The following is a 12,339-nucleotide window of genomic DNA, read 5'->3' on the forward strand; positions in this document are numbered from 1 at the left end:
TTTTGGGGTGCGGTTCATTGCCAAGGGCTTTTTATTTATATACACATCGTCACACAAGGCATAAAAAAGCGCCCTAAGACGCCTTTGATCATTCTTGTGATTCATGCAGCCAAAATCGTAATGGCAACTTCAAAAGTCCAGTTGTCCGCCCTGCCTTGATGGCATCAAGCTCCAGTACATTTTTGGCGATCAAATCCAAAGTCGCTGGTACGAGCTGATGCTCAAGCTTTTGTACTCGCTTACCAAGACCCTCAGTGGTATCATGCGCATCGACAGACAGCCAAGCTTGGGTCAATACCTGTCCAGCATCGAGTTCAGGCGTCACCAAATGCACGCTGCAGCCATGATGCTGATCACCCGAGCGAACCACTCGTGCATGAGTATCCAGCCCCTTATAAGCAGGCAATAGTGACGGATGCAAATTAATCATCGCACATGGCACGGCATGGATGAATTCAGCTGATAGCACACGCATAAAGCCTGCTAGCACCACCAAATCAGGTGACCAAGCTTCGATCTGAGCCAAAGCGTGCTTTTCAAAGGTGGCGATACTCATACGCTTGCCACTCGGTGCATGAGACAGCACCGCCACAGGGATGTTGGCAGTGTTGGCTCGGGTGATGGCATACGCATCTTCACGATTGCTAATCACACCGATGATGTCGATGGGCAACGTACCTGCCTGCATGGCATCGATCATCACTTGCAGATTTGAGCCACTGCCTGAGACTAGCACAGCGACTTTTAGACGACGATTGCTCATCAGATATACACCACAGCTTTATCGGTGCGTTCGACGATTTCACCGATTTTCCAGACGGTCTCGCCACTAGCAGACAGCTCGCTCATCGCTTGCTCAGCCTTGTCCGCAGGGATGGCTAGAATAAAGCCCACGCCACAGTTGAAAGTACGATACATCTCAAGCGTCTCAATGTTGCCGCCTTTTTGTAGCCACTGGAACACTTCTGGCAGTGCCCAGCTTGATGTGTCAATTTGTGCAGCCAAATTCTCAGGCAATACACGTGGCAAGTTCTCAGTCAAGCCACCACCTGTGATATGTGCCATCGCATGGATATTGGCATTACCCAGTGATTTTTGAAGCGCATTGACAGATTTGACATAGATGCGTGTTGGTGCCATTAGTGCATCCGCCAATGAACGCTCGCCCAATTTTTCGCTCGCCACATCTGTACCCGTCACTTCGATGACTTTGCGGATCAGCGAATAGCCATTTGAGTGTGCACCACTTGATGCCAGTGCAATCAGCACATCACCTTGTTGAACATTGTCGCCTGTGATGACTTCAGACTCTTCGACCACACCAACACAAAAACCTGCCAAGTCATAATCTTCATCTTGGTACATCCCTGGCATCTCAGCAGTTTCACCACCGATCAAGGCACAGTTGGCAAGCTGACAGCCATCACCAATACCTGCGATCACCGTCGCTGCTGTATCGACATCCAGTTTACCTGTCGCATAATAATCTAAGAAAAACAACGGCTCAGCACCACAAACCAGAAGGTCATTGACACACATTGCCACCAAGTCTTGACCGATGGTCTCATGGCGATTCAGCTGTAGCGCCAACTTTAGCTTAGTACCGACACCGTCTGTACCAGAGACCAATAGCGGTGATTTATAGCCAGCTGGAATACGGCACAATGCGCCAAAGCCGCCCAAGCCGCCCATCACTTCAGGGCGAGTCGTCGCCTTTGCCACTGATTTGATACGAGAAACCAGCGCCTCGCCTGCGTCAATGTCCACGCCTGCGTCTTTGTAGCTGAGTGAAGTTTGTTGTGTCATGATTTGCCCTTAGTTGAATTAGCATCAATAAAATTATCAGGTGAATTATACCAAATTTTTGAGCAAAAATATCGTTTCACACGCCATTTTCTGCCAATTGTGACAAACTTCTGCTCACTTTATCATTGCATCGCTAATTTTTGGCATCAATGGCATCACTCTTTGCCACCCATCGGCAGATCCGCGCGGTTGATGGTTAGGCAAGGTTATCATAAAGATGAGATTTTATACTTACCAGACTTTAAATAAATACACATAAAATTACATGCAAATCCCAACAAAATCCCCTACAATAGCCAGCAACTTTTTATTTAATGTTATCAATTTTATGTATCCAGCCAGAATCGATCCATTTTTTCGCCGCTTGTTTATTTTAGCCGCGCTGTGCCTGTTTGTATATGCACTATTTTTGATGAAAACCGTGATTGCACCATTTTTGGCCGCTTTTATTTTGGCCTATTTTTTAAATCCTTTGGTCAAGCGCTTATCATTGATCATGCCTCGGATTTTGGCGATCACTGTGGTGTATGTCAGCTGCTTTATCGTCACCAGCACTTTGATCATTTGGCTTGTTCCGATGCTTTGGGCGCAGGCGCAGCTGTTATGGGAGTCACTGCCGCGCATCATCGCATGGTATAATGACGCAGGTCGCACTTGGATCGCTCAGTACACCGATAGCGAACTGTTGCCACTGGATCTGGATTTGATTTCCAATACAGCACTGACTTATTTTCAAAATAACTATCAAGTCACCGATGTCCAAGGACTGGTCAAACAAGTCTTTAGCTCAGGTCTAACTGCGGCAAATAATATTGGCTTGGTCGTGTTGATCCCGATTTTAACTTTTTATTTTTTGCTGGGTTGGGATCAACGGCTGCAGACTTGGAAATCCGCCATTCCAAAGCCCTATACCAAAAAAGTCGTCCGCATCGCCAAAGACTGTGATGATGCTTTGATGAATTTTGCCAAAGGTCAATTTTTGGTGATGCTGCTATTGGGCGCTGTCTATGCCATTCAGCTACAGCTCATTGGCTTACAGCTTGGTCTGATCATCGGCATCACTGCTGGCATCGCAAGCTTTGTGCCTTATCTTGGCTTTGGTATTGGCATCATCGCTGCACTGATCGCAGGATTGTTTCAGTTTGGGCTGGACTGGGTGTCATTAGGCTTGATCTTTGGTGCCTTTATGGTGGGTCAGGCGGTCGAGGGTTATGTGTTGCAGCCTTTATTATTGGGTGATAAGATCGGTCTGTCGCCATTATGGGTGATTTTTGCAGTCTTGGCTGGTGCATCGCTGTTTGGGTTTGTCGGCATGCTGATCGCCCTACCTGTCTCGGCAGTGATTAATGTGCTGTTTCATTATGCTTATGAAGCTTATTTGGGCAGCGAATGGCATAAAGGTCGCAAGCAGCTGCCCTTGTGGGATGAAGACGAGCTGTGAATTTTTGATAAATGACTTGCTGCCATACACAAAATATGGTATATATACATACCAAAAAACACCAGAACTGATATTTTAGCCATCAAAACTTAAGCAGCGAACGATAATTATAAACGCCGCTTACGCCATTTTGATGGCCAAAAATAAGGCTGTCACATGACCCAAGCGATCCAAAATTCACTCAATCTCGACATTCGGCCTGAAGCGTCGCTCGATGATTTTCGCTCCGAAAGCTTTCGTCCCATTCTAGACGCCATCGATAAATTGGTACATGGCAGCTTACGCGAGCTTTTTTTGGTCGGTGCTTTAGGCTTTGGCAAGACGCATTTGGCCAACGCCATTTATGATCATTTTACCTCCATGACTGGCAAAAGCGCCATTAGCCTAAACCTATCTGAACTCATCGAAGAAGATCCTCACGCCACCGCGTTGGTTGGTCTTGAGATGTTTGATCTGATCATCGTCGATGATTTGCAACTGGTGCGCCTAAGCTATGAATGGCAAGAAGGCCTATTTCATCTGATCAATCGCATTCGCGAACATCAAAAGCAGATTTTATATTTTGCTGATGACACAGCACGCGAGTTACAAATCGGCCTACTGGACCTGCACACGCGCTTATCGTTAGCACCAATGCTGACTTTGCCAGATCATGATGATGTCGAGGATCGTCGCATCTTACTTGATACCATCCTAAAAAAGAAAAATTGGAAGCTGCCTGCTGAGATTTTTGATTATCTATTGCATGAAGGCCCACGCAATGCTGGCGATATCAACACCGTGCTTGATCAGATTCGTCCGCTGCTGACCCGTTTATCACGCGTACAAATCCCCAAAAAAACCATCACCGAGGCCAAAAACCTCATCTTACACCAGACTTTTTTATTAGAAATTGGCGAAAGCGACTTGATGCCATCGGTTGCAGCAGAGTTGCGCCATTGACCTAGTAGCACATTGCCGATCAACAGCATTTGAAATGACTGGTAAAATCTTATAAATAATGCTATGTTATGCATAATTGTCGAGATCTTAGCCAAAGCGACATTTCAACCAAAGCCACAAGGATAATTCATGAAAAAAATCGCGCTCACTTTATTGGCCAGCAGCTTAATCAGCACCGCTGCTCTAGCCCAAGTACAACTGAAAGTTGATGATAACATCAAAGTCACTGCCATCAATGGTCAAGAGGTTCGTCACGGTCTGCTGCAGCCACTACAACAAAATTTCACCCTTGAGCCAGGTCGCCATGTGATCACAGCGCGCTATGACCGCCTATTTAACCTGCGCAATAACGAGCATGATTACCTAAAATCAGGCAATATCACCGTCACCGCGGATTTGGCAGATAACCAAACTTATCAGCTCATCATGCCAAATCAGCCAAATAACTACACCGCCGCCAAAGAATACGCCAAAGCGCCTAGCCTAGCTGTCAGCCACAATGGCACCATCATCACCCAAGAGAGCATCAGCGAAACTCGCACTGGTATTCTTAGTGGCATCACAGGCACCATTGGCGGCTTGTTTGGTCGTGGTGAATCGGCGGTCAGCTCAAATCAAAAAGCCATCGCCGCCATCAATAGCCAAGCCCCAGCGCCCACTCAAGCGCCAGCACCAGCGCGCGCCAATCCTGATAATTTGGATGGATTTATGCAGCTGTGGCTCAATGCCAGCGATGAAGAGCGCGAAAAAATCCGCCAATGGATCGGTCAATAATCGCTCATACACATCAAAAAAAGGCTCAATTTTTATTGAGCCTTTTTATGTACTACACTGAGGCAAAATCTAGTACGACATGTGCAGCAGCGTTGCGATTGATGGCTTATAAATTAAACAATGCCAAACTGATCGCAATTACCCCCATGCCGCCCACTAGGCCATACACCGTCTCATGACCATCTGAATATCGCTTGGCGGCAGGCAGCAGCTCATCCATCGCCAAAAATACCATCGCCCCTGCGATAATGCCAAATACCCATCCAAAAATCTCTGGCGATAAAAATGGCTTGAGTATAAAATACCCCATTACCGCGCCCAATGGCTCAGCCAGACCCGAGATCAGGCACGCCAAGACCGTCAGCCGCTTATTCTGTGTCGCAAAATAAATCGGAGCTGCGATCGAGATACCCTCAGGAATGTTATGCACAGCGATCGCAAATGCCAATGGCGCGCCCAGTGTCGGACTTTCAAGAGTTGCAAAAAATGTCGCCAACCCTTCTGGAAAATTATGCGCTGTGATGGCAAAAGCTGACATCAGGCCGATGCGCCTTAGGTAGCTTTGATTTTTATCCAAAAATCGTGGATCATTGACATCCAGTGTCTCATGTGGATTGGGGATTAAGCGATCAAGCGCCAAGATGGCAAGCAATCCAGTCAAAAATGCCGCCGTCGCCCAGCTAAAGCCTGCGCTACTCACTTCGCTAAAACTATCCACCGACTTACCAAAAATCTCGGTCAAAGACACAAAAACCATCGCCCCAGCAGCAAAAGCTAAGCCAAATGCCAATACTCTCGGGCTTGGGGTTTTTTGAAAAAAGACCAAGGCACTGCCAAGCACCGTGGCAAGTCCAGCTGCTAAAGTGATGCCAAACGCCATCAAAACATGATCGATCATGAGTTACTCATTGATTTATGATTGATTGTATGAATACATCAAATTTAATAAAATTATCAAACGCTATAAACAAAATAGACCCACCATGACGGATCATGATGAGTCTTGGCTTTGTGCCGATTAACTAAAATTATTTAGCCAATACAGAAACATAGCGACGGCCAAATTGACCTTTGGTTTCGAACTTAACCACACCTTCAGTCAAAGCGAATAGCGTGTGGTCACGGCCCATACCAACACCTTCGCCTGCATGGAATTCAGTGCCACGCTGACGAACGATGATGTTACCAGCAACGACATCTTGACCGCCAAATACTTTTACGCCAAGCATTTTTGGGTTAGAATCACGACCGTTACGAGTAGAACCTGCGGCTTTTTTATGTGCCATGAGAATATCTCCTATTGGGATACCGTTGAGTGCGCTCTAGGTATCAAATACTAATGTGGTGAATTAAGCGTTGATGGCTTTGATTTTTAGCTCAGTAAACCATTGACGGTGACCTTGCTCTTTGTGGTAGTGCTTGCGACGACGGTGCTTAACGATACGCACTTTCTTGCCACGACCATGATCAACCACTTCAGCTTCTACACTCGCACCAGCAACTAGCGGTTCACCGATTTTGATGTCAGCGCCATTGACAACCATTAGCACTTCTTCGATTTTTAGCGTTGCGCCTTTTTCAGCTTTTAGTAGCTCAACTTTCAAAGTCTCGCCAACGCTAACACGGTGTTGTTTACCGCCACTTTTGATTACTGCGTACATCTTGAGTTCTCCAGATAAACCTGTGTGCCGTGGCTATCCCTTGATAGCACTTGATAACGAACACGACAAGGATGCAAAATAAGGCGATATTTTACTAAAATTTATCGTGATATGCAAGCAGTATTTGATCAAATTATTCGTCTTATTGCCTAATTGCAGACACATCACAGTTATCAGATCTGATCAGATAGCCCTAGCTTTGCTGCATGCCGGCACACCTGATCGCTGATCTGTGCCAGCTGCGATGATCCAAAGCGTGTCGGCACCGATAAAATCAGCACCCCATCGAGCAAGCGCTCGCGCATCACAGCATGATCATCGAGGGTGATAATGGCGATCTGTGAGCCGTCTTGACTGATCAGCAGACGATTGGATTTGGCCTCAATCGTATAATTTGATAGATGCCCAGCCAGCTGAGTTTTTAGCTTTTGGCTATCTATATTAGCAGTCTGCTTAATGAGCTTTTTAGACGGTTTTGCGGCTGGTTTATGCAGCCTAGGCTTTAATAATGCAAGCAAAAACAGCATAAGCAGCAGCAAGCACAGACCGATGAGCCACATCCATTCATACATTGCATTGATCCTTTATTGCATATATTACGCACTGATAAGCATAGCGTGTTTGCTTTGATGAGTGCAGCATTTATCGCAAATAAGTGACTTGGTTGGACAGCTCATTGCCAAGTGCATCAGTGCTTGGATAATGCGTCTGCAAAATCTCACCAATTTGCCGTATCAAATCATCCAGGCCTGATTGCATCTGACCTGATTTAAAGCGGCTTAGTGTCTGTTCGCACAAGCTTTGCCAGCAGGCTTGATGAGCCTTTTGATCGATGCCTCTGTCGGGGATGATCTCAAGATCATGCTCGCACAGATTCACATACACCAGCACACCAGTATTATGCTCAGTATCCCACACTTTATGCGTGGCAAATAAGTATAATGCTCGCTCGCGGCAGTCTTGTTGGTATGCAGTGGCTATGGGCAAATGATTTTCGATGATCAAATATATCTCACCCATATGACCCATTTCAGCTTGGGTGATCGTATTAGCCAAAGACTGCTTGACATCAGGTGTCAGCCAGCGATTGTGCAACGATGGCACAAACAGCATCTGACGCATCAAACGCGCGATGCTTTTGGTGGATTGAATTGTTTGCATTACCAAGAACCTCCTGCACCACCGCCGCCGAAGCCACCACCGCCGCCGCCGAAACCGCCGCTACCAAATCCACCACCGCCAAAACCGCCGCCGAAGCCACCACCGCGACCACCAGTGCCAAATCCGCCGCCAGAGGTCGGTAATGCAATGCCGCGTGCCAAGATAAATACCCATAAAATCACAGCGGCAATGATGCTTAAAAATAGACTCGATCCACCCATCACCGCCAGCGCCACAAAACCGCCAGCGCCAATGGTCGCTCCTAAGAATCTGCCCAATATCGCGCCTAAAAATGAACCTGCAATCAGCGCAATGATAAATAAGCCAATCAAATCCACGCCAACCGACTCATCACTGACTGATGCAGCTTGCGCATCTGCGCGAGCCAATGACTCAGGATCAGCGCGCAGTCTTTCATCAATGCGGGCGATGCCAGCTGACAGTCCTTGAGCATAAGCGCCTGTTTTAAAGGCAGGGGTAATATCCTCACGGATGATGCGATTTAAGGCAGCATCAGGCAGCACACCTTCTAAGCCATAGCCTGTCAAAATATGCAACTTTCGATCATTGATCGCCACAGCAATCAATAAGCCATCATCGGTATCAGCCTGCCCCAACTGCCATCGATCTGCCACGGCCAGCGCATAATCAAAAATATCCATGCCTTCTGTCGTCGGTACAATGACCAGCGCGGCTTGGGCGAGCTTATCTTGATGGATTTTTTGTAGCTGCTCAGTCAGATGCATGTATTCAGCTGGCGTTAATATCTTGGCCGCATCGACGACAGGCGTATTTAAGATCAGCTTATCATGCGTGACGGCCTGTGCTTGTGAGGTGGGCAGCGTCTGACTGCTTGACGAAGTCGCTGCAGTCGCCTGATCACCCTCAGTCGCCTGATCACCCTCATCAGTCATCTCATGCATCACACTGCCAAACTCTCTGACCGACTCAGCCAACGGTGAATCGGCCGCTGCGCCTTGTATTTGGCGACCAGCAATGATCGCGCCTGTCAGTTCATCTTCAGCTGAAGCTGTGGCGATATTTGAAGAACTTTCAGCAGCAGCTGTGGCTGTCTGAGCCGCAGCAGGCAATACGCATGCCGTCGATAATAAGAGCATGGCCATCGCCGATCGCATCTTATACATCGATTGCTGCATCGCTGATTTTACAGATGACAACTGTGGTGGCATCTTGGTTTCCCATATCTTAGGTGAATTTAAAGCAAGGCATCACTGCGCTGTGGCGTTATTCGTGCCTGCGCTGCCTGTGTTTGCATTGCTTGTATTATTGCCAAAGTTCACCGCTGGTGCTGTTGAGATGGCAGCTTCATTTTCCACGGTGAAATTTGGCTTGGCTTGCATACCAAACACCTTAGCAGTGATGTTGGTTGGGAATTGGCGAACTGTCGTATTATAAGTACGCACATCTTCGATATAGCGATTGCGCGCGACAGCAATGCGGTTTTCGGTACCCTCAAGCTGCGCTTGTAGATCTTGGAATAAAGCATCTGCCTTTAACTCTGGATAACGCTCAGACACCATCATCAAGCGCGATAGTGCTGAGGTCATCTGACCTTGAGCTTCTTGATATTGAGCCATCGCCTGTGGGTCGTTTAATGCCTCTGGCGTGAGCTGCACACTACCGACGCGCGCACGAGCCTCGGCCACTTCACTAAATACCGCCTGCTCATGCGACGCATAGCGCTCCACCACTTGCACCAAGTTTGGCACCAAATCAGCACGGCGTTGGTATTGGTTTACCACCTCAGACCAAGCAGCATTGGTTTGTTCATCTTGAGCTTGTAGGGCATTATAACCACAACCAGACAAGCTAAGCGTCGATGCCAACATAAGCGAAACCAGTAAATTCTTTTTCATGACAACTCCATAAAATCGTGGCAAGCCACATCAATGTTGATATATAGTCAAATAGTCAGATTTAAAATCTGTGTATCTGTAATAAGAATAAGCTGCTTATTAAAATACAGTCTTTGCGCAGCTTTTTCAATAAAACTTACCAAAAATAACAAAAAGTTTGGATTTTTTTATTAATTGGTCTACCCCCCCCCTCGCAAATTTTGGTATAATCAAATTGTTACACTTAAGTAAATCAATGTGTAATAACTGGTATTTAGCTTGCCAATTTGCATCAATCCATGCAGACGGCACCCATATTTTAAGGATATTTATGAACCGTACTTATCGAGTAATTTTTAACCACGCGACAGGCGTGTGGCAATGCGTGAGTGAATTGGCTTGCAGCAAAGGAAAAAGTAAGTCGTTTAAAGCACTGTCTGTTGCTGTTATGATGGCGATGGGTGGTGAAGCGGTGGCGGCTATTGGATATAGCACCGACCAAACTGTGACACAACCAGTAAGCTTTGATCAATCTATTTATTTTGCTCCAAATGCTGCAGATAACATGATTGTTAACATTGATCCCAATGCTGCATTAAACATGACTAAGACCGGAGATACCAACGGTGCATATATGATCGGTATAGGTCATAGCGGTCAAGCCAAAGTGGACGCAAATCAAGCAATTATCGATTCTAAGGACAGTGTTTCGGTTGGTATCTTTGAAACAGGCATTGGTGAAATTAATTTAGACAATCAATCCGCGCTATATGCCGCTAATATTCTACATGTTGGCAGCGAAGGTAAAGGAACCTTAAACATCAATAATGCTTCAAATGCAGCGATCGGCTCAAATATCACTGTGGCAAAATCAGCCACTGCCACTGGCCAAATCAATGTAAATAATGGATCAAAACTTAGCACGTATGAAATCTTTATTGGCGATGGAGGCCAAGGCGATGTTTCAGTTTTGCAAAACAGTAATCTAAATGTTGAATTTCGTACCATTCTCGGTGCTCAACAAGGCAGTCATGGCACGCTCAACGTCGCCAACAGTGGAGCAGCCATCAACACCAATGAATTGATCGCAGCCAATCATGGCATAGCTGAAGTTAATATTGATGGCGGTACTGCAAATACTCGCTTTGTTGCTTTGGGCTATGGCACTGATGGCGTAGGCACCGTGACTGTAGATAATGCCGGCAAACTTTTGGTAAACAGTCTCGACACGCAGCTCAATTCAGGTAATTTAGGCGTAGGTGTAGAAGGTATAGGCCATCTCAATATCCGCAATGCTTCTACAGTCCAAGCCAAAGATATTGTTGCTGGATATTATACCAGTAGTAAAGATAACACCATTACGGTGAGCGGTAATGGTTCGCAATTACAATCCGATGAGCAAATTCAGATTGGCTATGAAGGTCAAGCCGTACTTACCATTGAAAATGGTGCACACGTACACAGCAAACAAGATATTTTAACCGCCACCAAAAATCGCAGTGCCAATGGAAAAATTATTGTCAATAATGCTTCATTGACAGCTGATAAAGGTTTGGCAATAGGAGATGTGGGTATTGGCCACCTAGAGCTGAAAAAAGCTCAAATCACTGCAAATGAGCGCATCATCATTGGTGATGACCCAACAGCAAAAGGCAGTATATATAGTGACAGATCCACTATTACAACTGATTTACTGAATATTGGCACCTATGGCGAAGGTTCGATACACGCAACAGAAAGCACTCTAAAAAGCTCAAAAGTAAATATTGCTAATTTTAATAAAAGCAAAGGCTTGCTTGTGCTCGACTATAGTCGATTAACTGCGGATGAATTGGTGATTGGTGCTGCAGGCAATGGCCTTGCTATGGCGGGTAATGGCGGCAGAATTAATGTAACAAAACTTGTACACATCGGCGGTCAAGGCGCAGAGGGTTCTAATGCCGATGGTCAGTTATTATTAGACAACGACGCCAAATTAACCACAGATGCCCTAGTGATTGGCGGTACAGGAAAAGGTGTGTTAAGAGCATCAAATAATGTATTACTTACTGTCGGTGAAATCAGCCGATTTCCACAATCAATCAAAAGTTCAGCTTATTTTGATGACGCCACCATTAAGCTGACTGGTCAAGACCCACTTTTATTTCAAAACTTTAGAGCTGAAGATACCATCCAAATCGGTCAAGGCGGCTTAACCATCGATACTCAAGCCAATAATTTTTTACTTGATGATTCTCAAGGTGCTCGTATCACGGGTGTGGGCAGCCTAACCAAAACAGGGACTGGCTTACTAAGCATGGCATCATTAGCCAAAGCTTGGGATGGAAACACTCAGATCGATCAAGGCACTTTGCGCTTGGTGGGCGATTACAGCATGAAAGACGGGGAGGTGTTACAAGTAGCATTAAACAGCCTATCTGATTATGGAAAATTGGCTGTAACAGGCGCTGCCGATATCAGCAGTGGTACACTTGAAGTAAAAGCTTCTGAAGCTGTAGAAAAATTGAGCGAAGGAAAATGGAATGATGTTGTTACCGCTGGCACATTGGCTGGTAAGTTTAAGCAGGTGAGCGACAATAACCCACTGGTTGATTTTGAAGCAGATTATTCTGATGCCAATAAAGTTCATCTAAGACTGGTTCAAGAGACCGTCGCGCCGACACCTGAACCAACACCAGAGCCTACGCCTACGCCTACG

13 protein-coding genes are annotated in these 12,339 nt (G+C 46.2%); 4 read left to right on the forward strand and 9 right to left on the reverse strand.

Features of this window, described 5'->3' with window-relative positions:
• Nucleotides 1-88: 88 nt before the first annotated feature.
• Both purN and purM read right to left on the reverse strand, forming a co-directional pair.
• Entirely contained in the window at nucleotides 89-763 is a 675-nt protein-coding gene (gene purN / locus B0681_RS09675) for a phosphoribosylglycinamide formyltransferase (RefSeq protein ID WP_078318528.1), read from the reverse strand.
• The gene (purM, locus tag B0681_RS09680) at nucleotides 763-1,806 is read right to left on the reverse strand and encodes a phosphoribosylformylglycinamidine cyclo-ligase (RefSeq protein ID WP_078318529.1); all 1,044 of its coding nucleotides are present in this window, start codon (nucleotides 1,804-1,806) and stop codon (nucleotides 763-765) included. Before purM ends, purN begins: the two co-directional genes overlap by 1 nt.
• A gap of 328 nt (nucleotides 1,807-2,134) precedes the next feature.
• Here purM and B0681_RS09685 point away from each other — a divergent pair, with 328 nt between their 5' ends.
• The 3 genes from B0681_RS09685 to B0681_RS09695 all read left to right on the forward strand — a co-directional run bounded on the left by B0681_RS09685 (nucleotide 2,135) and on the right by B0681_RS09695 (nucleotide 4,963).
• Nucleotides 2,135-3,247, forward strand: coding sequence for an AI-2E family transporter (locus tag B0681_RS09685; RefSeq protein ID WP_078318530.1), 1,113 nt, complete (start codon nucleotides 2,135-2,137; stop codon nucleotides 3,245-3,247).
• Nucleotides 3,248-3,403: 156 nt separating this feature from the next.
• Nucleotides 3,404-4,189, forward strand: a complete 786-nt coding sequence (locus tag B0681_RS09690; RefSeq protein WP_078318531.1) for a DnaA ATPase domain-containing protein — start codon at nucleotides 3,404-3,406, stop codon at nucleotides 4,187-4,189.
• A 129-nt stretch (nucleotides 4,190-4,318) separates the two neighbouring features.
• The gene (locus B0681_RS09695; protein WP_078318532.1) at nucleotides 4,319-4,963 is read left to right on the forward strand and encodes a DUF2057 family protein; all 645 of its coding nucleotides are present in this window, start codon (nucleotides 4,319-4,321) and stop codon (nucleotides 4,961-4,963) included.
• Nucleotides 4,964-5,069: 106 nt separating this feature from the next.
• Here the strand turns inward: B0681_RS09695 and zupT are convergent, their stop codons facing one another.
• From zupT to B0681_RS09730, 7 genes are all read right to left on the reverse strand, one after another.
• On the reverse strand, nucleotides 5,070-5,861 hold the full coding sequence (gene zupT, locus B0681_RS09700; RefSeq protein WP_078318533.1) for a zinc transporter ZupT: 792 nt from the start codon (nucleotides 5,859-5,861) through the stop codon (nucleotides 5,070-5,072).
• Nucleotides 5,862-5,991: 130 nt separating this feature from the next.
• Nucleotides 5,992-6,249: a 50S ribosomal protein L27 gene (rpmA, locus tag B0681_RS09705; protein WP_078254332.1), complete on the reverse strand. Its 258-nt coding sequence runs from the start codon at nucleotides 6,247-6,249 to the stop codon at nucleotides 5,992-5,994.
• A gap of 63 nt (nucleotides 6,250-6,312) precedes the next feature.
• Nucleotides 6,313-6,624, reverse strand: a complete 312-nt coding sequence (gene rplU, locus B0681_RS09710; protein ID WP_078254333.1) for a 50S ribosomal protein L21 — start codon at nucleotides 6,622-6,624, stop codon at nucleotides 6,313-6,315.
• A gap of 173 nt (nucleotides 6,625-6,797) precedes the next feature.
• Nucleotides 6,798-7,196 carry a hypothetical protein gene (locus tag B0681_RS09715; protein ID WP_078318534.1) on the reverse strand — a complete coding sequence of 133 codons (399 nt, stop codon included), beginning with the start codon at nucleotides 7,194-7,196 and terminating at the stop codon, nucleotides 6,798-6,800.
• A gap of 70 nt (nucleotides 7,197-7,266) precedes the next feature.
• Complete coding sequence (locus tag B0681_RS09720; protein ID WP_078318535.1) at nucleotides 7,267-7,785, reverse strand: TPM domain-containing protein; 519 nt, start codon at nucleotides 7,783-7,785, stop codon at nucleotides 7,267-7,269.
• On the reverse strand, nucleotides 7,785-8,975 hold the full coding sequence (locus B0681_RS09725; RefSeq protein WP_228143901.1) for a TPM domain-containing protein: 1,191 nt from the start codon (nucleotides 8,973-8,975) through the stop codon (nucleotides 7,785-7,787). The genes B0681_RS09720 and B0681_RS09725 overlap by 1 nt, the downstream gene beginning before the upstream one ends.
• Before the next feature lie 39 nt (nucleotides 8,976-9,014).
• Nucleotides 9,015-9,662, reverse strand: a complete 648-nt coding sequence (locus tag B0681_RS09730; RefSeq protein ID WP_078318536.1) for a LemA family protein — start codon at nucleotides 9,660-9,662, stop codon at nucleotides 9,015-9,017.
• 310 nt (nucleotides 9,663-9,972) lie between these two features.
• On the opposite strand from B0681_RS09730, the gene B0681_RS09735 reads away from it, so the two are divergent.
• Nucleotides 9,973-12,339 (forward strand): ESPR-type extended signal peptide-containing protein (locus B0681_RS09735; protein ID WP_158077936.1); only part of this gene is annotated, 2,367 nt, incomplete at its 3' end.

The organism is Moraxella porci DSM 25326 (assembly GCF_002014855.1).
GTDB lineage: Bacteria > Pseudomonadota > Gammaproteobacteria > Pseudomonadales > Moraxellaceae > Moraxella > Moraxella porci.

What these genes read in the sequence shown, in the direction of transcription:
- purM (WP_078318529.1), bottom strand. Translation starts at nt 1,806, where the DNA reads ATGACACAACAAACTTCACTCAGCTACAAAGACGCAGGCGTGGACATT.
- B0681_RS09730 (WP_078318536.1), bottom strand. Translation starts at nt 9,662, where the DNA reads ATGAAAAAGAATTTACTGGTTTCGCTTATGTTGGCATCGACGCTTAGC.
- B0681_RS09695 (WP_078318532.1), top strand. Translation starts at nt 4,319, where the DNA reads ATGAAAAAAATCGCGCTCACTTTATTGGCCAGCAGCTTAATCAGCACC.
- rplU (WP_078254333.1), bottom strand. Translation starts at nt 6,624, where the DNA reads ATGTACGCAGTAATCAAAAGTGGCGGTAAACAACACCGTGTTAGCGTT.
- rpmA (WP_078254332.1), bottom strand. Translation starts at nt 6,249, where the DNA reads ATGGCACATAAAAAAGCCGCAGGTTCTACTCGTAACGGTCGTGATTCT.
- B0681_RS09715 (WP_078318534.1), bottom strand. Translation starts at nt 7,196, where the DNA reads ATGTATGAATGGATGTGGCTCATCGGTCTGTGCTTGCTGCTGCTTATG.
- B0681_RS09720 (WP_078318535.1), bottom strand. Translation starts at nt 7,785, where the DNA reads ATGCAAACAATTCAATCCACCAAAAGCATCGCGCGTTTGATGCGTCAG.
- B0681_RS09725 (WP_228143901.1), bottom strand. Translation starts at nt 8,975, where the DNA reads ATGCCACCACAGTTGTCATCTGTAAAATCAGCGATGCAGCAATCGATG.
- purN (WP_078318528.1), bottom strand. Translation starts at nt 763, where the DNA reads ATGAGCAATCGTCGTCTAAAAGTCGCTGTGCTAGTCTCAGGCAGTGGC.
- B0681_RS09690 (WP_078318531.1), top strand. Translation starts at nt 3,404, where the DNA reads ATGACCCAAGCGATCCAAAATTCACTCAATCTCGACATTCGGCCTGAA.
- B0681_RS09685 (WP_078318530.1), top strand. Translation starts at nt 2,135, where the DNA reads ATGTATCCAGCCAGAATCGATCCATTTTTTCGCCGCTTGTTTATTTTA.
- zupT (WP_078318533.1), bottom strand. Translation starts at nt 5,861, where the DNA reads ATGATCGATCATGTTTTGATGGCGTTTGGCATCACTTTAGCAGCTGGA.